Annotated in this window: 24 protein-coding genes; 15 read left to right on the top strand and 9 right to left on the bottom strand. The window is 40.8% G+C overall.

Annotated features, from left to right (window positions below; genetic code table 11):
• Positions 1 to 117 precede the first annotated feature (117 nt).
• On the bottom strand, positions 118 to 519 hold the full coding sequence (locus CL181_RS14990) for a UPF0146 family protein (RefSeq protein ID WP_097300123.1): 402 nt from the start codon (positions 517 to 519) through the stop codon (positions 118 to 120).
• 122 nt (positions 520 to 641) lie between these two features.
• Between CL181_RS14990 and CL181_RS14985 the strand changes: the two genes are divergently transcribed.
• The 4 genes from CL181_RS14985 (at position 642) to thsA (ending at position 6,279) form a co-directional block, all read left to right on the top strand.
• Positions 642 to 1,400, top strand: coding sequence for a succinate dehydrogenase/fumarate reductase iron-sulfur subunit (locus tag CL181_RS14985; RefSeq protein ID WP_097300163.1), 759 nt, complete (start codon positions 642 to 644; stop codon positions 1,398 to 1,400).
• Positions 1,401 to 1,402: 2 nt separating this feature from the next.
• Entirely contained in the window at positions 1,403 to 1,744 is a 342-nt protein-coding gene (locus CL181_RS14980; RefSeq protein WP_097300122.1) for a hypothetical protein, read from the top strand.
• Between the two features lie 167 nt (positions 1,745 to 1,911).
• Positions 1,912 to 4,542, top strand: a complete 2,631-nt coding sequence (locus CL181_RS14975) for a PAS domain S-box protein (RefSeq protein ID WP_176505250.1) — start codon at positions 1,912 to 1,914, stop codon at positions 4,540 to 4,542.
• Positions 4,543 to 4,662: 120 nt separating this feature from the next.
• Positions 4,663 to 6,279, top strand: coding sequence for a thermosome subunit alpha (thsA, locus tag CL181_RS14970; protein WP_097300120.1), 1,617 nt, complete (start codon positions 4,663 to 4,665; stop codon positions 6,277 to 6,279).
• Here thsA and CL181_RS14965 read toward each other — a convergent pair.
• From CL181_RS14965 to CL181_RS14955, 3 genes are read right to left on the bottom strand one after another with little or no spacing between them, the layout of a single operon-like run.
• Positions 6,276 to 6,506 carry a type II toxin-antitoxin system RelE/ParE family toxin gene (locus CL181_RS14965; protein ID WP_097300119.1) on the bottom strand — a complete coding sequence of 77 codons (231 nt, stop codon included), beginning with the start codon at positions 6,504 to 6,506 and terminating at the stop codon, positions 6,276 to 6,278. The two genes, thsA and CL181_RS14965, sit on opposite strands and share 4 nt — an antisense overlap.
• 39 nt (positions 6,507 to 6,545) lie before the next feature.
• Complete coding sequence (locus CL181_RS14960) at positions 6,546 to 7,235, bottom strand: heme exporter protein CcmB (RefSeq protein WP_097300118.1); 690 nt, start codon at positions 7,233 to 7,235, stop codon at positions 6,546 to 6,548.
• The gene (locus CL181_RS14955) at positions 7,232 to 7,897 is read right to left on the bottom strand and encodes an ABC transporter ATP-binding protein (protein ID WP_097300117.1); all 666 of its coding nucleotides are present in this window, start codon (positions 7,895 to 7,897) and stop codon (positions 7,232 to 7,234) included. Before CL181_RS14955 ends, CL181_RS14960 begins: the two co-directional genes overlap by 4 nt.
• A 167-nt stretch (positions 7,898 to 8,064) precedes the next feature.
• Here CL181_RS14955 and hxlA point away from each other — a divergent pair, with 167 nt between their 5' ends.
• From hxlA to CL181_RS20550, 5 genes are all read left to right on the top strand, one after another.
• A complete protein-coding gene (gene hxlA, locus CL181_RS14950) occupies positions 8,065 to 9,348 on the top strand; it encodes a 3-hexulose-6-phosphate synthase (protein ID WP_320410185.1) in 1,284 nt (427 codons plus the stop codon).
• A complete protein-coding gene (locus tag CL181_RS14945) occupies positions 9,345 to 10,004 on the top strand; it encodes a MarC family protein (RefSeq protein ID WP_097300116.1) in 660 nt (219 codons plus the stop codon). Before hxlA ends, CL181_RS14945 begins: the two co-directional genes overlap by 4 nt.
• A 7-nt stretch (positions 10,005 to 10,011) precedes the next feature.
• A complete protein-coding gene (locus tag CL181_RS14940; RefSeq protein ID WP_320410184.1) occupies positions 10,012 to 11,508 on the top strand; it encodes a dihydropteroate synthase-like protein in 1,497 nt (498 codons plus the stop codon).
• Positions 11,495 to 12,652, top strand: a complete 1,158-nt coding sequence (gene mqnC, locus CL181_RS14935) for a cyclic dehypoxanthinyl futalosine synthase (protein WP_217993189.1) — start codon at positions 11,495 to 11,497, stop codon at positions 12,650 to 12,652. The genes CL181_RS14940 and mqnC overlap by 14 nt, the downstream gene beginning before the upstream one ends.
• 300 nt (positions 12,653 to 12,952) lie before the next feature.
• Complete coding sequence (locus tag CL181_RS20550) at positions 12,953 to 13,114, top strand: hypothetical protein (RefSeq protein WP_176505249.1); 162 nt, start codon at positions 12,953 to 12,955, stop codon at positions 13,112 to 13,114.
• Here CL181_RS20550 and CL181_RS14930 read toward each other — a convergent pair.
• The 4 genes from CL181_RS14930 to CL181_RS14915 all read right to left on the bottom strand — a co-directional run bounded on the left by CL181_RS14930 (position 13,082) and on the right by CL181_RS14915 (position 17,499).
• Positions 13,082 to 14,101, bottom strand: coding sequence for an ADP-ribosylglycohydrolase family protein (locus CL181_RS14930; protein ID WP_097300114.1), 1,020 nt, complete (start codon positions 14,099 to 14,101; stop codon positions 13,082 to 13,084). The genes CL181_RS20550 and CL181_RS14930 overlap by 33 nt on opposite strands.
• A 109-nt stretch (positions 14,102 to 14,210) precedes the next feature.
• On the bottom strand, positions 14,211 to 14,957 hold the full coding sequence (locus CL181_RS14925) for a hypothetical protein (RefSeq protein WP_255251593.1): 747 nt from the start codon (positions 14,955 to 14,957) through the stop codon (positions 14,211 to 14,213).
• Positions 14,944 to 15,954, bottom strand: a complete 1,011-nt coding sequence (locus CL181_RS14920; RefSeq protein WP_097300113.1) for a hypothetical protein — start codon at positions 15,952 to 15,954, stop codon at positions 14,944 to 14,946. The genes CL181_RS14925 and CL181_RS14920 overlap by 14 nt, the downstream gene beginning before the upstream one ends.
• Before the next feature lie 189 nt (positions 15,955 to 16,143).
• Positions 16,144 to 17,499: a nicotinate phosphoribosyltransferase gene (locus CL181_RS14915; protein WP_097300112.1), complete on the bottom strand. Its 1,356-nt coding sequence runs from the start codon at positions 17,497 to 17,499 to the stop codon at positions 16,144 to 16,146.
• A 159-nt stretch (positions 17,500 to 17,658) separates the two neighbouring features.
• Between CL181_RS14915 and CL181_RS20545 the strand changes: the two genes are divergently transcribed.
• From CL181_RS20545 to hdrB, 6 genes are all read left to right on the top strand, one after another.
• Positions 17,659 to 18,483: a PepSY domain-containing protein gene (locus CL181_RS20545; protein WP_176505248.1), complete on the top strand. Its 825-nt coding sequence runs from the start codon at positions 17,659 to 17,661 to the stop codon at positions 18,481 to 18,483.
• An 82-nt stretch (positions 18,484 to 18,565) separates the two neighbouring features.
• Positions 18,566 to 18,859 (top strand): metalloregulator ArsR/SmtB family transcription factor, encoded by a 294-nt coding sequence (locus tag CL181_RS14905; protein WP_217993188.1) that lies wholly within the window; start codon positions 18,566 to 18,568, stop codon positions 18,857 to 18,859.
• A 4-nt stretch (positions 18,860 to 18,863) separates the two neighbouring features.
• Positions 18,864 to 19,043: a hypothetical protein gene (locus tag CL181_RS14900; RefSeq protein ID WP_097300111.1), complete on the top strand. Its 180-nt coding sequence runs from the start codon at positions 18,864 to 18,866 to the stop codon at positions 19,041 to 19,043.
• 4 nt (positions 19,044 to 19,047) lie between these two features.
• Positions 19,048 to 19,710, top strand: coding sequence for a protein disulfide oxidoreductase (pdo, locus tag CL181_RS14895; protein WP_097300110.1), 663 nt, complete (start codon positions 19,048 to 19,050; stop codon positions 19,708 to 19,710).
• Between the two features lie 340 nt (positions 19,711 to 20,050).
• Positions 20,051 to 20,494 (top strand): CoB--CoM heterodisulfide reductase subunit C, encoded by a 444-nt coding sequence (hdrC, locus tag CL181_RS14890; protein ID WP_097300109.1) that lies wholly within the window; start codon positions 20,051 to 20,053, stop codon positions 20,492 to 20,494.
• Positions 20,491 to 21,399 carry a CoB--CoM heterodisulfide reductase subunit B gene (gene hdrB / locus CL181_RS14885; RefSeq protein ID WP_097300108.1) on the top strand — a complete coding sequence of 303 codons (909 nt, stop codon included), beginning with the start codon at positions 20,491 to 20,493 and terminating at the stop codon, positions 21,397 to 21,399. Before hdrC ends, hdrB begins: the two co-directional genes overlap by 4 nt.
• Positions 21,400 to 21,402: 3 nt before the next feature.
• Here hdrB and CL181_RS20930 read toward each other — a convergent pair whose 3' ends face one another.
• Positions 21,403 to 21,966, bottom strand: a complete 564-nt coding sequence (locus tag CL181_RS20930; protein ID WP_217993187.1) for a DUF6932 family protein — start codon at positions 21,964 to 21,966, stop codon at positions 21,403 to 21,405.
• Between the last annotated feature and the right edge of the window lie 138 nt (positions 21,967 to 22,104).

Genomic DNA, 22,104 nt, shown 5'->3' with positions numbered 1-22,104 from the left:
TGGCACCAATTTATTTTTGAAATGTATAAAAAGATTATTTATAACATGAATCTGATTTAACAATCTGATTTAATAAGTAGATAAATAGATTTGTGAAAAAAGTGTGATTATTTAAAATCAAGACCTGTACAAATAAAATCTTGCTTTTTGATAATTCACAAGGGAATACTCTTTAAAATATTTTATCAAATCTGCTTTTTCATTCCCGAATGGCCGTATAATAAGATCAGCCTTAACTTCCCTGGCAATTGCAGCGATAGCATCCTGGAGATCAATGGGAGGTCTGATAGCATAAATAAGAGATGCATTCCTGTATATTCCCATATCAGGTTTGAAGATATCATCCCTGCAAAATCTTACTCCTGCATATTTCTGTTCATTGATATCCGTAACTACTACATCCAATTTATCTTTGAGGAGAAGAGCAACCTGGGGAAGACTTCCAACTCCTACTTCCACGACTTTATTCCTGTAATTAGTAATGATATATTCTGCAATATCTTTGTAATCAAGAATCATTGGTATAGTTTAACAATCTATTGATTTAAGAACCTATCTTATGTTTCGATCAAACCACTTGACAAAACAAACTATTAATATATATCCAAACAATAGCTATAGATGGGTGAATGGGGAAATCCATGAAATTTAAGATCAAGAGATTCGATGGGGAGAATTCTAAATTTGAGAGGTTTGAAGTAAAACCAAATACTCAGATGTCCGTGCTGGATGCGCTTTTCCAGATACAGGATGAAATTGACAGCACCCTGGCATTTCGGTATTCATGCCGCGGAGCAGTATGTGGTTCATGCGCCATGCTAATAAACAAAAAGCAGCGGCTTGCATGCCGTACCCAGGTGTCTGAAATTGCTGATGAGAAAGTGCTAACGATCTCACCGTACGGCCCTCTTGCAAAACCAGAATTTAAAGCAAGGGATGAAATCCTGATAGAACCTTTACCGAACCTTCCTGTGATCAAAGATCTGGTAGTTGATATGAAGCCTTTTTTCAAACATTATGAATCAGTTGAACCATGGTTCGATGTTGAAAATACAACTCTGCAAGAGAATATGATGTCGCAGGAGGACACGAAAAAAGTTGATATATACGCCTCCTGTATCCTTTGCGGCCTCTGTTACGGCGCATGTCCTGTTTCTGCAAGAGATAAAGATTATCAGGGTCCTGCCGCGCTTGCAAAAGCATGGCGGTTTTATACGGATCCACGATTCCCGGATCGCCAAAAAATGCTAACAAGAGTGGACTTTACAGACGGCGTCTGGGCATGTGACCGCGTTTACAGGTGTGTGGAAGTCTGTCCTAAACAGGTACCTCCCACAAATGCTATTACAGGACTTATAAGAAAAATAATAGTGCAGAAAATCAAAAATATATTGAGGTAACTATGGATAAAGAAAGAGCTTATGGCACAGGTATGTGGGCATGGCTGCTCCAGCGCGTTACGGGATTATTGCTTGTGATTTACCTGTTCATCCATGTCTGGTGGGTTCATTTTTCTGGTGTGAAAACACCCTTTGATTTCTTGATAAATACGCTTTTTTTACCAGGCCGGATCGCTTTATTCATCCTTTTAGTCCTTGTGATCCCTCATGCGCTTAATGGTTTTCGGGTATTTGCGATCGATTTTGGGATATCGGATAAAGCACAGAAAATACTATTCTGGGCTCTTACGGTTTTTGGGATTTTTTTGATTATTTGGGCATATTTAAGCAGGTTCTCACGATAACCAGTATTGATCATAAGATACGGCAAATTTAAGATAGCAAGAGGTTATAGGAGTTCAAGATGTGAACAACGTGAAAAACGAGTAAAAAATGATTATAACTGAATCCATAGGAATATTTAGACTAATTACTGAGCTGGAAATATCCACCAAATATGGAGGATATTATAATGTTAAGTGACTTTCTTGTTAAAAATCTGGATTTTGTCTTCTTCATATATGGGTTTGCCTTTACAATCCTTGGTATTATCATATTTTTGCAGCTAAGGGTTACCAGGGAGAGCGAATTTAAATTGCTTGATATTTTATGGCTTCTGGCCTGGTTTGGATTTATTCACGGAATAAACGAATTTATGGATATGTTTATGCTCGTTAAAGGGGACTTTCTTTTCCTGAAAATTCTTGGCGCCTCGGCTTTATTTCTTTCTTTCTTATTTCTCTTTTTATTCGGTTACCGGATGATTAATATCGGCAAGAGAAAAAAAGTCGGCATCTGGCTTCCATTTATAATAGCGCTTTTATTCATTGGAATGCCAATCTTATCAGGAGAAACATCTTTTAATATCTGGAATATTTCATCAAGGTACTTTTTAGGTTTTCCAGGTGCGATTTTAAGTGCTATTGGATTTATTTCATATTATAAGAGTGAAGCTAAGAAATTAAGTGAATCTAAAGTTGAAAAATATTTTATTCTTATTACTTTATTATTTGGACTTTATGCAATATTAGGAGGGTGGATAGTACCCCAGGCGAACTTTTATCCAGCTTCGGTAATAAACAATGCATGGTTTTTTTCCTCGTTTGGCATTCCTGTTCAAATTTTTCGCGCTTTTATTGCTGTAGGAATTTCCTGGTCTCTCTGGAATATATTAAACATTTTTAATATAGAAAAGGCTGCCGAGCGTAAGCGGGTGAATGAGAAGCTTCGGGAAAGCGAGGAACGCTACCGTACGATAGTTGAGTTTTCCAATGATATGATATGGATTCTGGACCCGGGTGGGCTTTACCAATTTGTCAATAAGCGTTGCGAGGAATTCAGCGGGTTTAAAACGGATTACTTGTTGGGAAAGTCATTTACTCCATTTATCGATAAGGCAGACTTACCTAGAATTATAGATATTTTCCATAATACATTAAACGGAAAGCCCGAACAATATGAGGTAGCAGTTAAAAAGGAAGCTGGCAGTTACTTTTTCCTGTCAGTAAATACGACTCCTATTTATTCAAATGGAAAGGTTGTGGGAACGGTGAGTTTTGGCCGGGACATAACAGACCATAAGAAGGCTGAGGAGGCATTGAAACAATCTGAGGAGAAATATCGCATGCTAATAGATAACATCCAGGATGGCGTGTTCATTATTCAGGATGATAAGATCCGGTTTGCCAATGAAGCATTTGCCAGGGTGGGTGGATACACGGTCCAGGAGGTTATAGGAAAAGATTTCATAGAACTTGTTGCACCGGAGGATTTAAAGATAGTTGCAGAGCGCTATTATCGCAGGCATACGGGAGAATATACCCCTCATGAATATGAATTCCATGTGTTGCACAAAGATGGAAGAACCAGAATACTTGTCAATATGAACGTTGGAATTATTCCTTTTCACGGCAGGATGGCAAGTATGGGGACTGTGAAGGATATAACTGAAAAGAAAATGCTTGAGTCGCAGTTACTCCGTGCTCAGAGGATGGAGAGTATAGGTACGCTTGCCGGCGGAATAGCACACGATATCAACAATGTGCTGACACCAATTATGCTATCACAGGAACTTCTACGAGAAAAATACACAGATGAAGAAAGCCAGAGGTACCTTAGTGCAATTGAAAGGAGTGCACAACGCGGAGCCAGGTTGATGAAACAGGTTATGTCATATGCAAAAGGTGTTGAGGGTGAACGCAATGCTCTTCAAGTATCGCAACTTATATTGGAAATAAAGCAAATAGAAAAGGAGACTTTTCCAAAAAATATTGAAATTAGAATTAATATATCTAAAGACCTGTGGAATATCTCCGGAGATGCCACCCAATTGCATCAGGTTTTAATGAACCTGAGTTTGAATGCACGTGATGCGATGCCAGACGGTGGAATACTTCACATCGATGCTGAAAACCTTCTCATTGATGAAGACTACGCTCATATTCATATTGATGCCAGGATCGGTCCGTATATTGTCATCACGGTATGTGATACAGGAACTGGAATTCCTTCCGGTGTACTGGATAGGATTTTTGAACCGTTTTTTACAACAAAAGAACATGGAAAAGGCACAGGACTGGGTCTTTCAACGGCCCTTGGAATTGTGAAAAGCCACGGCGGGTTCATTAGTGTATATAGCGAAGTCGGAAAAGGGACTGTATTTAAAGTTTATTTGCCTGCTGTTACAACAACTGAAACACTAAAAGCGCAGAAGCGTCAATATGAACTGCCAATCGGTCATGGGGAGTCAATTCTTGTTGTTGATGATGAAGATAAGATTCGTGAGTTAACCAAAAAAACATTGGAAACACATGGATATAGAGTAATCACAGCCAATGATGGAGAAGAGGCCATTACTTTGTACAAACAAAACAGAGATGAAATCAAACTTGTTCTTATGGATATGATGATGCCGGTTATGGGAGGATCGGCGAGCATTCGAGAACTGCGTAAGGTTAATCCCGATATAAAGATAATTGGAGTCAGTGGATTAACCGAAAAAGATAAACTTGCAGAAGTTGCACATATTAATGTGAACGCCTTTTTGTCAAAACCTTACACTGCTGAAAAACTGTTGAGAAATATATATGTAATTCTAAGATAAAAATAGGATGCGAAATCTTTTTATAGAACTATAAACATGAAACAACAGAACGTCAAGGGTAAATCCATTACTGGAACCAGGGACGCATTTCATTTAATTATCTGATACAGGAGAATATCTATGCAAGGTCAAACTGGCGGACAGCCAATCATTATTTTAAGACAGGGAACGGAAGAAACAAGAGGAGACGAAGCAAAGAGAAGCAACATTATGGCAGCGCGCGCTGTAGCTGAAGCCGTGCGGACAACTCTTGGTCCAAAGGGATTGGATAAGATGATCACAGACCCCGCCGGACTTGTTATTATCACAAACGATGGCGCCACTATCCTTGATGAGATGAAAATAAAACACCCTGCCGCAAAACTTGTTGCTGAAGTTGCAAAGACGCAGGATGATGAAGTCGGCGATGGTACCACAACAGCAGCGGTTTTGACAGGTGAATTCTTAAAAGGCGCCCAGGAGCTCATGGAAATTGGGGTTCATCCAACAACTATTATCCATGGATACAACCTTGCATCCCACAAATCAAAAGAAATCCTCTCTGACATAGCTGTTCATTCTACAGATGAACATCTAAGAAAAATAGCAGAGACCGCACTTACTGGAAAAGGCGTTGAATTCTCAAGAGAAAAATTAGCTAATCTTGTAGTAACGGCTGTAAAATCAATAGTAAAAAAGGAAAACGGTAAGAAGACCGTTAACATAAAGGACATCTCTATTGAGCGCCGCGGAGAAGGTAGCGTTGAGGACAGCGAACTGGTAGAGGGTATAATCCTTGATAAGACAAAGACCCACCAGAGCATGCCTTCAAAAATAGAGAATGCAAAGATCGCGATTCTTGCCACACCAATTGAAGTCAGGAAGACTGAGACAAAATCCGAGATATCCATTGAATCGATTGGACAGACCCGGATGTTCCTTGAACAGGAAGAAAACCTTGTACGGGCTGCGGCTGATAAGGTAATAAAAAGTGGCGCTAACGTCGTTTTCTGCCAGAAAGGCGTTGATGACATGGCCAGGTATTTCCTTGCAAAAGCAGGTATTTTTGTATCCCACAGGATCAAGAAGAACGACCTTATAAAATTATCAAGAGCAACCGGAGGAAAGATCATTACAAGTCTTGATGAAATAAAACCCGATACTCTGGGAGAAGCAGGGCTTGTTGAAGAGAAAATGGTGGGCAACGGGGAAATGATCTTTATCACTGGCTGCAAGAATCCTGATACCAATTCAATATTGTTGCGGGGCGGCTCGGAACATGTTGTGACAAGCCTTGCCAGGGCTATGCATGATGCCCTCAGGGTCGTAGGTGTAGCCATCGAAGATGAGAAAATACTCGCTGGCGGCGGTTCACCGGAGATAGAACTTGCACTTCGCCTCAGGGAATATGCTTCAACACTTGAAGGCAGGGAACAGCTTGCGGTCAGTAAATTTGCCCTGGCGCTTGAGATAATACCCAAGACACTTGCCGAAAATGCAGGGCTTGATGCTATTGATATGCTTGTTGAGCTTCGCAGCTCGCATGAGCATGGAAATAAAACCGTTGGCCTTGATGTGTTCGAGGGCAAACCCGTAGATATGCTCACAATCGGGGTTATCGAACCGCTTCGTGTTAAGACCCAGGCGATAAGTTCGGCAACAGAAGCAGCTTCTATGATATTGCGCATCGACGATGTGATCGCATCTGCAAAAGACGCAAACCCAAAGAAAAAACCTGATATGAGTGGTCTGGATTAGGTGGATATGATCAACAAACGGTCATCCTCTATATCCAGAATCACACGATGTTCACCAACACGGTGAGTATAGAGAGGATGGTTTTTAGTCCCTTTGATCTTTTTTACATAAGAATATGGATCGATTTTAATACTATTTATTGACAGGATTATGCTCTGCGTAATATCTAAGGGTAGCTTTTTGAGATCTTTTCTTGCTTTTGAGGTATATTCAACCTGATAGCTCATTTCAGGCCAAACTCTTTCATAAAATCGATCATTCGGTTTTCAATCTTCGATCGTATATTCAAATACCATTTGTGCTACTACAAAAAAAATGATGTCATATACTACAAGTATCTGCATCTCTCCTGAAACATCAGAAAAATCCCCATTTGCAAGCATCGTTCCTGTCGCAGTTACTGCGGATAGTATCACAGGGATAAGAACCGGAAATAAAATAACCGGAAGAAGGATCTCGCGGGTTCGTGTGTTTACGGTGAGCGCCGAGAGAAGAGTTCCTACAAAAATGAATCCTAAAGTACCCAGGATTATCACAACAATCAGGCCCGGAAGGTTTTTAATATCATAAGTGAAAAGCACAACAAAGATCGGTAACGTTGCCATCTCCATAAGGAACATCAAAACCGCATTGGACAGGACTTTCCCATTATATATTGCGCTCCTGTCGGCCGGGCAAAGTTTCAGTCCTTCAAGGCATCCCTCTTCTTTTTCTCCTGCAAATGATCGTGACAGCCCGAGCATTCCTGCAAACGTGAACGCTATCCAGAGCATACCAGGGGCAAGCAGGTCAACTATCTTTTTATTAAGATTTGACACAAATATTGTGGCTTCATTCCCGAATGCAAAGCTAAAGATCACAATCACAAGAAGCGCAAAGATCACCATGGAATTCAGCATCTGCTTGGTGCGAAACTCTGCTTTCAGGTCTTTTTTTGCGATCTGGAGGAATTTCATTTTCGCTCCTCCACGTGCTTTTCATAAATCGCCCTGCACTGGAGCAAGTCGCTGATCTCGTTCCCGGTCATCTCATGGGCAATATGCCCGCCTGTGAGAATTATTGCCCTGTCACATAATGAAATGCCATGCTCAATATCATGCGAAATAAGGACTCTTGTTTTATCCATAGCATTCATGCCTCCGAGTATTCTGTCAAATGTTGCTATGGCATGCTGGTCCAGTCCGGTATAGGGTTCATCAAGAAAAAGAATCGGAGGATCATGTATAAGTGCTCTTGCTATCGAGAGACGCTGTTTCATCCCGCGGGAAAAAGTCCTGACGCGGTCATTTTTCCTGTAGGTCAGGCCCACCTGCTTTATTAGTTCATCGATTCTTTCTTCAAGCCCGGGTGTGTCATACATCTTCCCGAAGAACCTGAGATTTTCAGCTGCTGTCAATTCGGTGTAAAGATAGGTTTCATGCGAGATGACACCGATTTTCTTCCTGATCTCAATCGGATTCTCCTTGATGTCAAGACCTTCGATAAGCACTTTCCCGGAAGTAGGAGTGACGAGTGTTGCCATTATCTTGATGAGCGTTGTTTTTCCTGCGCCGTTTGGGCCAAATATTGTGAGGAACTCACCTTTTTCTATCTTAAGATCGATATTTCGAAGGACAATATTAGTGCCGAATACTTTTGAAAGCTTTTCAATTGAGATTATATTGATTTCTCCTGTTCGATACTAGATAATCTCATACAGGCTTTATATTTTCTCCTGGTGTATTAAAGAATTAATCTTCCAGCAGACCATTAAATCTTTATTCACATACGCTAACTTATGAAAAGGTGATTTATATCAAACCGGTACTACAGGTGGCCCTTGATGTTTTAGAGACTGAACGTGCCATTCAGATCGCCAGAGAAGCGATAACTGGCGGCGCTGACTGGGTAGAAGCAGGAACCCCATTGATCAAAAGCGAAGGCATGGATGCTTTAAGGAAACTAAAAGCAGCATTCCCTGACCGGGTTATCCTGGCTGATATGAAAACGGTAGACACGGGGGCAATGGAAGTGGAAATGGCAGCCAAAGCCGGTGCTGATATCGTTATTCTTCTCGGGAGCGCTGATGATTCCACGATACAGGACGCTATAAGATCAGCGCGCAAATATGGCGTGAAAATAATGGCCGACCTGATTTCTGCGAAAAGCCCGGTAAAAAGAGCTAAAGAACTTGCAGAACTCGGTATCGATTATATAAATATTCATGTTGGGATCGACCAGCAGATGATGGGCGAAGATCCTCTTTCGATCCTCAAGTCGCTTAAGATAAATGTACCCATTGCGGTCGCAGGTGGGATTGACGCAAAGAGCGCAGCAGCAGCAGTATTATCCGGTGCAAGTATCATCATCGTCGGCGGAAATATTGTCCGGTCATCCAATGTTACAGCATCTGCAAGAGCGATCCGCGAAAGTCTGGATATGCCGCAGTTATCAATTGAACCGGAAAAATCGATCGATGAGAAAATCATCGAACTTCTAAAACAGGTCTCCACCCCCAATATCTCGGATGCCATGCACAGGAAAGGCGCTATGAAAGATATCCATTCGATTTGTAAAGGGACAAAAGCAGTGGGTAAAGCAGTCACAGTACAGACATTTCCCGGAGATTGGGCAAAACCCGTAGAAGCAATAAATGCTGCGCTTCCTGGTGATATTATCGTTATCAATAACAACAGCACTCATGTCGCCCCCTGGGGAGAACTTGCAACGTTGAGCAGCATCAATAAAGGCGTGGCAGGCGTTGTAATAGATGGCGCGGTAAGAGATGTTGATGATATCAGGCGGCTTAATTTTCCTGTTTTTGCGACATCAATTGTCCCGAATGCAGGCGAGCCGAAAGGTTTCGGGGAGATAAATACCGAAATACAGTGCGGGGGGCAGACCGTAAAACCAGGGGATTTCATCGTTGGAGATGATAATGGTGTTGTCGTAATACCACGGGAACGGGCATATGAGATAGCAAGGCGGGCTGTGGAGGTTGAAAAGAATGAGAGGCGAATACGTGATGAAATAACAAGGGGAAAAACGCTTTCTGAAGTATTATATCTTGAGAAATGGGAGAAGAAATGACCTCTGAGATCACATTCTTTATTTCTGTTTTCACTGCATTATTTTCGATCATAAACCCTGTCAGCGGAGTGATGGCATTTATTTCCATGACGTCCAATATGAAAGAAGAGGATAAGAATTATGTGGCACAGCGTTCTGCAGTTATTGGTTGTATTATTGCGATAATATTTACGATATCAGGGAATTATATAATGGAATTTTTCGGAATTACTGTGGATTCCCTGAGAGTAGCAGGTGGAATTTTACTTTTCCTTGTTGCCATGGATATGCTTTTTGCAAGGACCTCAAGAGAAAGTATTACATCCGAAGAATTATCTGATGCTGTACACAGGGAAAATATCTCAATTTTTCCAATGGCCATGCCCATGCTGACAGGACCAGGGGCCATAACTACAATAATCCTGTATTTAACGAAAGGGATTGAGGATTATTCTCTCAATCTGCGAACAGTGATATTAATTGAAGTTGGTGCAATACTACTTATATTTATTATTACGTTCCTCATTTTCAGATATTCGGATTATTTTAGAAAGGTCGTAGGAATGACAGGCATGCTTGTGATGACACGGCTTATGGGTCTTTTCCTCGGGGCAATAGCAGTCGGATTTATCGCAGATGGGATATGGAATATTTATACGTTTAAACTGGCGGGTTAAAGGCTAAATGAGAAAAATGAATATTCTGGTAGTTACAGGAAAGCTTGCAAGCAATACAGTAAAAGCTTCTGTTAATGGTGGGGCTGATGTCCTTGTTCTTGATATCGAGGTCGCGGCATTTACAACCCCGGCTCTGCTGAGGCGTTCCCTCCCTCCAAAAAAATATGACCTTATACTTATTCCCGGCCTGGCAAACGGTGATTTTCCAGGACTTGAAAAGGAGGTTGGTATCCCGATAAGACTTGGACCAAAGCATGCGGTGGATCTTGGTTTTGTACTCTCGTTTTCAGAAGGGCTGGATTTTTCATCAAGTATACCTGCATGCGAGCTATTGACCGAAAAAAAGCGTTCCAGCGCATTCCAGAAAGTGTTTGAACTGGAACAAACAGCAGATTCATCTTTATCGTTAAAATCGGTGAAGATCGGGGGGAATTCCCGCATGAAGGTGATGGCTGAAATTGTGGATGCCGGTTCAATGAATAAGAACGAGCTTACTAAAAAAATAATTTATTTTGTAGAACGCGGGGCGGATATTATTGACCTCGGGATTTCATTGGACACATCGATCGGTATGGTCAGGACTGCTGTTGAAACTGCAAGATCCGTAACTGATATTCCCCTCTCCATCGATACGCTTGATCCCGATTCAATAAATGAAGCGGTTGATGCAGGGATAGACATTGTTCTGAGCCTTAATTCAAAAAATATTGATGAAGTAAAGGATAAAATAATCCGGCATCACACCGCTTCGGTCTTAATTCCTGATCAAACAGGTGATATTGAAAGTCTTTTCCAGAACATACGATCAGCGCAGGATTCCGGGATCAGGAATATTATCGCTGACCCCGTGCTTGAACCTGCAGGTCATGGTCTTACACAGTCGATCAACAGGTATTATGAATTCAGGAAACGCGACAGGTCTACGCCTTTATTCTTCGGTCTGGGTAATATGACTGAGCTTGTTGATGCAGATTCTATAGGGATACATGCAATTCTTTCAAGCATTGCAATGGAGCTTGATGCAAATATCTTATTTACACCGGAATTCAGCCATAAGGCACATGACAGTGTCAATGAATTAAAGACTGCTTCAATGATGATGATGCTTTCCAGGGACAGGAAAAGTGCGCCAAAGGATCTTGGAGTTGACATGCTGGTAATAAAGGAAAAGCGCAGGAGGGAATTTGGGTTGATGCCCGGATCTATTATAGAAGCAAAAGGCAGTGAAAAATGGCAGCTTGACCCGGCTGGATGTTTTAAGATAGAGTTGACAGATGATATGATCCATAACAATAAGGTAATACCTGGAAAAATAATCGTGCGAAATGTTATTGACAAAGATAATCCAATAGCCGGATCGGCCGCAAAGGAAATACTGGATACTATTATCGAACGCGGACTTATTTCACGTCTTGACCATGCTGCTTATCTGGGGAGAGAACTTATGAAAGCTGAAATTGCATTGAAATTCAAGAGGAGCTATTCCCAGGATGACAAATTTTGATATAATAAAACAATTATCCGATGACACTGAAATTACAGAAATTCTTGATCGTGCAGTGAATCATGGATCACTTGATATAAATAATAATAATATGCAAAATAATATATATGATAGTATTGATCCAATTGATATAGGTGATGGAAAAAAACTGCTTGAATGTAATGATCTTAATCTTTTAGGGGCAGCCGCAGATGCTTTGCGAAAAAAAAGTACAGGGGATCTTGTCACATTTGTTATTGACCGCAACATAAATTATACGAATATCTGCACGTCTAAATGCAAATTCTGTGCTTTTTACCGTGAACCCGATGCAAAAGACGCCTATGTGCTAAGCATTGAGAAGATACTTGAAAAGGTTGACGAAGCTGTCAGGTTGGGAGCGACCCAGATACTCATACAGGGTGGATTGAATCCTGATATTCCCATTGAATATTATGAAAAAATGTTAAAAGAGGTTAAGAAAAAGTTCGATGTCCAGATGCATGCATTCTCCCCTCCTGAGATCGTGCATATATCAAAGTTATATGGAGCCGGGATAAAAGAAACGATCTCGCGCCTGCATGAGGCGGGACTTGATTCAATACCAGGTGGTGGAGCAGAGATACTTGATGACAGGGTAAGGGATTCTGTTTCGCCAAAAAAGATCGGGTGGAAGAAATGGCAGGAAGTAATGCTGGCAGCGCACTCACTGGGTATCCCGACAACTGCTACAATGGTCTTCGGGCATGAGGAAACACTTGAAGAAAGGATAAAACACATAATCAGGGTGCGGGATATGCAGAAAAAGTACCATGGTTTTACGGCATTCATACCCTGGACTTTCCAATCCGAGAATACAGGATTGATCGGGACTTCAACCGGGATAGATTACCTCAAAATGGTTGCTGTATCAAGAATTCTTCTTGATGGTCATATTCGGAACATCCAGGCTTCCTGGGTGACCCAGGGCATCGATGTTGCACAAATGGCATTGGATTTTGGCGCAAATGACCTTGGCGGGACAATGATCGAGGAAAATGTTGTTCGCGCTGCAGGTGTGCCTTTTCACAGTAAGAGCATTGACGAATTTATCCATGCTGCCAGGAAATTAGGGCGTCCTGTGGCAAAAAGAGATACATTGTATAATATAATTGAACGATATTGAAACAATTTTCTTTATTTATGGACAATAAGCTTTATTACTATGTCAAAACAGACTTAGTATGAGGTTGGGGTTAGTGGCAAAAGACCTATCCTATCCAAAATTTGTTTTTTTACCCAACCTCTAAATTTTCTCTTTAGAGATTGCTGGATTGTTCAAATTATATCGAAATATTTATCTTTAAGCATAGTATTGTAATATATAACAAAAACAGGCAAAAGGTTGGCAAAATAAGGGTGTGTGAAGTCAAGCTTTGTAGCATACGGTTAGTTAGCATTCTTAGAGAATTGGGAGTGAGTCAATATGCTTGAAACTCGTAAAGAAAGAGTAGAATTATTAAAAGCTGGTATTATTGGAAAGAAAATTGAAGATCTTTATATTTCAGGTAACCATATCAAAATTCTGAAGCATCCGGTTCTTTTTGAGTTAGAATCACCTGAAACGGGAAAATATCTTAAAAAGTGAGATAGCGATATTCTCCACCAGGTCCTTATTTTCAAGGCTATTGATCCATTTTTTAGAAAAACACTCAATACCATGAAAAGCTCCGCACAAAGCGCCTGTTATACATCCAATAGAATCCGCATCCCCACCAGCGTTCACAGCTTCGATTATCGCCATTTCAGGTTCTTCAAAATACCTGAAAAAACAATAAAAGGCGCAAGGGACGGTATCGTACACGTAATATGATGTTCCAAGTCTTGCAAAAACAATATCCGGTAATTCGTTTCGCGATTCATAAGCCAGTCCTATCTTCGCTGCAAGGCCAATGTCATGGTTTGATGCTCTTTCACAGGTTTTTCTAATGATTTCAGAGCGATCATCTCCCTCAATTGCAGATCGGACGGCTACCGCAACTGCTACTGCGCCTGCAATTGCGCCTTTACTTTTATGCGTCGGTATTGAGGAAAGGACTGCATTGGATTCCACGTTTTCCAGGCGATCATAAAAAAGCCCGATCGGGGCAACTCTCATTGCACTACCGCAGGATGGTATATCACTCCCTGATTCTTTCCAGGAAATACCTGAATTTAATTTCTCAATAGCATAAGAACTTGAAGGCCCGATAAATGGACTTCTTGCAGGATCATTTCGGACTTCCTCTCCCCATTTTGCTATCCTGCTGGCAAAATCAGCAGCATCAAAACCATTGCAAGCGATCAAAGATTGAGCAAGGACAAGCATTTGTTCAGTATCATCCGTATATTGTCCTGCCCTTAATTTCTCCCCAGGGCTCCCTTTTGGCGCCCTCCCGTGATCTTTTATGTACCCCATTTTGAGGATTTCTTCTCTTCGTACTCCTTCATTTTGTTTACCCAGGGCATCACCTATTGCAGCCCCAAGCATACAGCCAGTGTATTTGTTTTTTAATTTATCAGTGATCAAAAATTTGGAATTTCCCCTATCTTTATTAGTATGTAATTCCTGCTTATAAAATATTTTGGCTATCATTCTATGTTCTTCATAAATGGCTTTCTTCAGCCGGTTTTTTATGTATCATATGAGAAACCATTTCCAATACCTGAAATTCTTTATTCTGACTAACTCAGTGCTATCCCTCTTATTCAGTTAATTGTAATAATCGTTCAATTGTCTCTCTTACCGCTCTTTGATCCATTCGTCCATATTTTCCTATAGCGTCAAGATTTTCTGGGATTATCCTTAAACATCCTCTGAGAAAATCGAATTCAGTAAGCTTTTCTCCGAGAAAATCAAAATCAAGCTCCCTTCCTCCATGCATGGGGTCAATAAGTGCAATAATATCAGCATAATCTTTAATGAGTTTTCCATGTTCCCATTCTGGATCAGTACTTGTTTCCGAGTTTAGCCTGTACGCTCTATCCCAAGAAGCCTTTAATTTGAATAACATCAGTAAAGATCGAGTTGGGACCGCTGCAAAGATCTGGTTCCTTACATTTTGAATTATCGTTTGTCCATTAGGGATATCAAAATTTAATTCTTCAACTCTTCCTTCAAATGGATAATGTTCATCCCTACTGGCAAAATCGATGATTATCGGGCCGTAATCCGTTTGTTTATAGACTGTATGAACTCCTATGCGGTAGTGATCGTATTCGCGCTCATCATGCAAAATATGCATAAGGCTATGTTTTGTTCTATTGTTTGTTACCAGATCGATATCTATAGAGCCATACCACGGATTATAGGCATCTATAGCCCACCCACCTATAAGAACAGTTGTTGGATTATTTGCTGTATCCTCTCGCTGCTTGATCCAGTTTAAAATATATTCAAGTTCTTCAAGAGACTTTTCAATTATCTGCTGATTTGGTTCATATGGAGGCATATTTCTCTACCATCGCTTTTGTGATATCTCGTCCACTATACCCTAAACCAGCAAGATCCAGTAATGTCTGAGACGGGGAAACGACCCGAACTCCCTCTTTTTCTCTAATATTATTGAAGACATCTCTATCTGGAATATATATTCGTACCTTGATGCCTTGCTTTTCCTCCTCTTTGAATGTATTTATGAAGAAATTTAGTTCATTTTTTTCTAAATATAAATATACAGTATCATGCCGGATAGCATATCCGGTATATAATCCTCCAGATGTATAGCTGGTAAAAGCAAACTTGACCCCTTTGTTTTTTAATATATTGGATAGTTCCTGGGCAGCTTCAAAGGCATCATTATATTCGATGGTGATTTCACTCGCATATAGATTTTCAAAGGGTCTCTCCCATGCAACACCATTCAGCAATTTATTGGTATCAGAGACCCTGACATAATTTCCTTTTTTTGTCACAATTCCATGGTTTATCAGGCTTTTTACTGTCGCATGTGCCCATCCATAAGAGACCTTCTCTATGATCGATAATTGCCGGATGGATGTCATTTTCTCTTTCAAGAGCCTGGAAATTACTTTCCATGATTTTTCTGAGGTGACTTTGATATTATCTGGAATATTATCATATTTCTGTGTTGGATGCTCAATATTACGAGGTATTGTCACTAATTTTATATTTGTCTGGTATGCGATTTTTTCTACGTCTGGTGGAAAGACTTTACCTGCAATTACAAAAAAGATGTTGGACAAATCTGCAACTTGATTTCTAAAAAGTTCTTTTAATAGAACTAATCTTGCGATCGTATCAATACTCGCTTTGGATTTTACTTCAACAAAAAATCTTTTATTGCCATCTTCAATTACCAGATCGACTCTTATATTGCTCAGTGCATCGTTAAAAACAAATTCTTCTTTAACAATGGCGCTGTTGCTCAAGTTCAATTTTGCGCATAATATTTCAAACAGTTCTGAGTTATTTTTTAATATAGCCATATATAGGTATCAGTAATTACTGATAAGTATATATATTTATCAGTGATACATATCATCAAATTATGGTATGTATATAAATGTATCAGTGATATATCGTTTTTCAGATTGCGCATCTGAGTTTTTCATACCAGAACGCAAAGACGTGAAAATCGTACCAGCATGTAATATAACAATCACATTTTATTATCATTACTGCCTTATCTCTTCCCGTTTTATCCTCTCAACACTATCAGCTCGAAGCTGTATCAATCCCCTGCTGAACTCAACCGGATACGCAGGCGCTCCTTCAAGTTTTTTATAAATATCAGGTAACTTTGAGAAATTCATGGCCGCATTTTGCCGTATCTCAGTCAATGATGGCCTGTCACATACAATTTTTCCTTTCCTCACAACAGTTTCCAATAAAGGCGCCCCCTCATTAACGATCTCATTCTCAAGCGTTATGACATCTTTTTTAAACTTACCATTTTCCATTATGCGCCAGACTATTTTTTTTCCGGGAAGAGTTGTTTTTACGATCTCTTCAGAGAGTTTCATCTTGGGAACATGCTTCCCGTTCTCTACAATATCCGAAAGTTTGTATATTCCATCAAGCGCGGGATTGGGACGTCCAGTTATAAGTTCTGTTCCAACCCCGAATATATCGATCCTGGCGCCATTATTCATAAGCTCGTCAATTTTCCACTCATTGAGGTCCCCGCTTGCAACTATTTTTGCATATTCAAGGCCGCCATCGTCCAGGATTTTGCGGACGTGCTTTGAAAGCTCGCACAGATTTCCGCTGTCGAGCCTTACACCAAGAAGCTTCTCACCTCTTTTTTCAAGCTCCCTTCCTACAATCACGGCTTTTTTTGCGCCTTCAATGGTATTATAGGTGTCAATGAGCAGGAAACATCGTTTAGGGAAGGCATCGGCATAGGCGCGGTAAGAGTCGATCTCATGGTCAAAACTCGTCACAAATGAATGTGCCATTGTTCCTGATACCGGGATGCCGAGTTCTTTTCCTGCAAGCACATTGGATGTGGAAGCACAGCCTCCGATGTACGTTGCGCGGGTTGCTTCAAGATGCCCGTCCCCCTGGGCGCGGCGCAATCCGAACTCTGCTATCGCTCTTCCTTTTGCAGCATAGGCCACACGCGAGGCTTTAGTGGCGATCAGTGTTGAGAAGTTCATTTTATTGAGCAGGAACGTTTCCACAAGCTGGGCCTCGATTATGGGAGCTGTTACTCTTATTATCGGTTCGATCGCAAATGCAATGCTTCCTTCTGGCATTGCAAGTATGTCACCTGTGAATTTAAAATCCTGCAAGGTCTTGAGGAACTCTTCATCAAAGTCCTGGGTCCTCAAATATTCGATCTCATCATTCTCAAAATGCAGATTTTCAATGTAATCAAGAAGATAGCTTAATCCCGCGGTTATCAGATAAGAGCCTGAGGGAATTTTACGTACAAAATAATCAAATGTAGATTCCGGATTATGCCCGGATTTCCAGTATGCCTGCATCATGGTCAACTGGTACAGGTCGGTTCTCAAGGCATCGCTCATAATGATCAGATTGGGACGATGATGAATTAAAAGTTTCTAAAAGACAGGATTTTCAAAATTTAAACGGCGAAATCTTTATATCATAGTAATTTAAATTATAGTATGTAAGAAAAACTTACACATGAAATAAATAATAAAATATCAAAAGGTGACAAAAATATGAACACTAAAATGATCCTGGTTATAGCAGCAATCATTGTAGTCCTGGGAGCAGGTTATGCCGTGGCAAGACCTGGTAATTTCTGGAATGGCATGATGGGCTATGGAACTGGTAATGGCATGATGGGCGGAAATGGAATCGGCATGATGGGCGGCGGCATGATGAGTGGTTACGGACCTGGTATTGGCATGATGGGAGGAGGCATGATGAACGGTTCCGGAACGGCCAATGGCATGATGGGCAGAAATGGAATCGGCATGATGGGCGGCAGTGGAATGATGACCGGTGATGGATCCGTTTATGGAAATCACTGCGGCGCAAATGCCGCGACCTATGGGGAAAATTCAACCCCCATAAACATCGATGAAGCAAAAGCATCAGTGGAGCAATATCTTACAAAGACTGGAAATAATGACCTTAAGATCGCTGAGATACTGCAATTCGAAAACAACTTCTATGCAGGGATAAAAGAGAAGAGCACAGGCAAATATGCTTTTGAACTCCTCATTAACAAATATACAGGTGCAGTAGTTCCTGAAATGGGGCCGAATATGATGTGGAATTCAAAATATGGATATATGAACACACAAGAAACAGAAACGAAAGTGACAGAAGAACAGGCCCTGAAGAATGCACAGGAATATCTTGACAGTACCCTGCCAGGAACGAAAGTGAACGGTGCGGATGATTTCTATGGTTACTACACAATGGAAGTAACAAAAGACGGAAATATTTACGGCATGCTCAGCGTTAACAGCTACACAGGCGCTGTCTGGTATCACGGCTGGCATGGTACATTTGAAAAAGTGCTGGAAGTAGAATAATCTTCCAGTATATTTACTTTCAAAAATAATAAATTACTTTATTTTAAATATGTTAAGATTCTTTTAGTTAATCGGTGAAAAGGTGGATAAGAAATCCCTTGCGGAAATGCTAAATGCGCTTGGTAACGAGCATAGCTTAAAGATCCTGGCAACACTTGCCGAATGTGAATGTTATGTATCTGAGCTTGCCAAGGAAGTGGGAATTTCACGTCCGCTCCTGTATCTTCACCTTAAGAAACTTGAAAATGCCGGTCTTGTGGAAAATGAGATAAGGCATTTTGAAGAGCCTCCATATACAAAGAAATACTATAAAGCAAAGAATTTTGAATTAGTACTTTCATTAAGTAGAATCAAGGAGATAGTAAAAAAGGAGTAAAATCATGTCGATGATGGATACAATGTTCGGTTCAACCTCTCAAGTGTCTATAAACACACTTATAATAGTTGTCATTATTTTTGGTCTTATATTGATTTATTTAGCTTATATGATATTAACGGAACTCAAGGAATCAAAAAAATCCCTTGAGAGAATGGAAAAACTCTTAAAATCGGTAGAGTGATCTTATGGTGCTCCAGGAGAGCGATAAGCAAACTATCCAGAGAAAATTTGTGGACCTTGCAGACGATGTGGAACTTATTGTTTTTTCACAGGAGTCTGAGTGCCAGTTCTGCAAGGAAACAAGAGAGTGGGTGCTTGAATTGGGGACATTATCAGAAAAAATAAAAGTAAAAGTATATGACTTTGTATTGAATGGCGATGAAGCCATGAATTATAAGATTAAAAATATCCCTGCCATAGCGATTGTGGGGAAAACTGATTATGGCGTCAGGTATTATGGCGTACCTGCGGGATATGAACTGGCGTCTTTGATCGATACGATAGTTGATGTTTCCAGGGGAAAAACATCATTATCCGATGCATTAAAGACAAAACTTTCAGAAATAAAAAAACCCGTGCATTTGCAGGTATTTGTTTCACCAACGTGCCCTTATTGCCCTAAAGCTGCAAGGATAGCGCACCAGTTTGCAATTGAAAATGAAAATATTCGTTCTGATGTAATAGAAATGATTGAGTTCCCTTACCTTGCCCAGAGGTACAGAGTTATGAGCGTTCCTCACATTGTGATCAACAATGATACCTCATTCTTAGGTGCACAACCTCCGGAAGTATTTATTGAACAGATATTACTGGCGCTACGCTCTGCCTACAATCCAATGTACTCTTAACTTTGCTTTTGCTTTTTTGCCAGTTTACAAAAAACACAAACGGGCGGTCAGAGGTATGGGGGTGGTAGGTTATTAAAAAAATCCGACCGCTCGTTATACATAACTATAATACGTATCATATTTAACCTTTTTCCTCACACGTGATGATAATATGATCATACCGGTCTGATATTTTGGGGAAAATATTGAAAAACATTGACGAGCGGACGGGGAGTGGGAGTGGTGGGTTATTTAAAAAAATCCGACCGCTCGTCATATATAATAATGATCATTATGATATTTATACTTTATTATCTTTTCTCTTAAAGTCTTAAATACAAGCATTCACATAATTCCCGCAATGAAAAATTCCGAGATTCTCTCCTGTTTCCAGTGCGGTACATGTACGGGAAGCTGCCCCTCTGGAAAGTACACAAGCCTGAATGTGAGACGGATCGTTAAAGATTCCATAAAAAAAGACATCTCAGATCAGCCGGACCTCTGGATGTGTACGACCTGCTATAACTGCCAGGAAAGATGCCCGCGCGGAATAAAAGTCACAGATGCCATCCTTTCCCTTCGTGCCGAAGCTGTGAGAAAAGGCAGGATACTGCCTGCCCACAGGGCTGTATGCAAATTTCTTATTGAGGTGGGGCATGCAGTCCCAATTGATGATATTCATATAGCAATCAGGGAAAGAATCGGGCTTTCGCAGCCTGAGACAGTAAGTAAATACCCGAAAGCGCTAAATGATGTAAAAATACTTCTTGAATCATGCGGTTTTAATGAGCTGGTAAAAGAATGAAGGACTTATCTCTTTTCCTGGGATGCGTGATCCCTAACCGTTATCCTGGCATCGAAAAGGCCACAAGGTTAATCCTTGACAGGCTGGGGTTAAAATGGAGTGAGCTAAAGGAAGCTTCATGCTGTCCCGCGCCCGGGATATTCCGTTCGTTTGATAAAGTAACATGGCTCACGATCGCTTCAAGGAACATAGTGCTGGCCGAAGAAAATAACCGGGATTTGCTGACGGTCTGCAATGGCTGCTTCAGTTCCCTCCTGGATGCCAATAATATCTTAAAGAACGATGCAGCCCTTCGAGATAAAGTGAATTTACATCTTAAAAAGATCAATAAGGAGTATAAAGGTACTATCGAGGTCAGGCATATAATTGAATTCCTCAGTAAAGAAATCGGTGCAAAAAACCTGAATAAATTAATTGAAAGACCCCTTGAACTGAGAGTTGCTGTGCATTATGGCTGTCATCTACTGAAACCAACAAAAGAAAGAAAACTCGGGGGCGCAGAATGCCCTGTGTTTTTTGATGAACTTGTTGAAGCAACAGGCGCTGTAAGTGTCCCGTATGAAGGAAAAACAAGCTGCTGCGGCGCTGGTGGGGGTGTCCGTTCAGCAATGCTTGAGACTTCATTTAAGATGACAGAATATAAACTTGACCGGATCAAAAAAGCTGGCGTTGACTGCATTGTAGAAGCATGTCCGTTTTGTCATCTGCAGTACGATGGCGGGCAGGCAGAACTTGCAAAATCAGGAAAAACCTACAATATCCCGGTTGTTCATTACAGCCAGCTGCTCGGCCTTGCATTCGGCTATACGCCCGAAGAAGTCGGGCTGCACCTCAATGCTGTCAGGAGCCATGAATTTGAAGATAAGATCGCCAGAATACAGAAAAAAGATACATCAGTTAAATGATCTCTAAATCTTTACCATTCCGATTTTCTTTTCAACCAGATCAATAACTTCATTGCATATCGAAAGTGCCCTTTGTGCATCCTCTTTTAGATATGCTTCCGATGGTATGCCACCGGGGAGGCCATCGGGATAACGCGTCGGGATATAATAAATATCAAGCGTTGCAGCGCGTTTTTTAATGTTTCTAAAATCGCTGTCTTTCAGGGATGCCATCTCACAGAGCTCAGCGATTGAATCGTTCGCCTTCTGAAGAAAAATTTGCATCATCAAGATCATGTTTTGCCTGGAGAAGCCATCATCTCGCAATTCCAAAGGTGTATAAACAAGAAGATCAAGGGCATATCGAGGGTTAATTACCTCATAAAGTTCCGAAAGCCTATCCATGAACCTTTTTTTAGTTTCCTGCACCACAAGCAAATCAATATCACTTTCTGGACCGATATCGTCCTTGGCAAGTGATCCGAATAATATGATCCTCTCGACTCCGGCTTTCTTCAGCTCATTAACCACTCTTTTAAGTTCACTCTTAAGCGCTCTTCGGCGAGATGATATATCACTTTTCTGCATATTATCAGATCAACTCATCATGTTCTGTATCTGCATATAAGTTTGCAATGGCATCGATCGAGCGGTTGAAGGATTTCCGATCGAGACTATGCCGTGGGGGCTTGTAGAGAACTTTGTTGAAGCTCGCCCGGATACAGA

Source organism: Candidatus Methanoperedens sp. BLZ2 (genome assembly GCF_002487355.1).
GTDB lineage: Archaea > Halobacteriota > Methanosarcinia > Methanosarcinales > Methanoperedenaceae > Methanoperedens.
The sequence above is the reverse complement of the archived record's forward strand: the minus strand, read 5'-3'. Positions and strand labels throughout refer to the sequence as shown.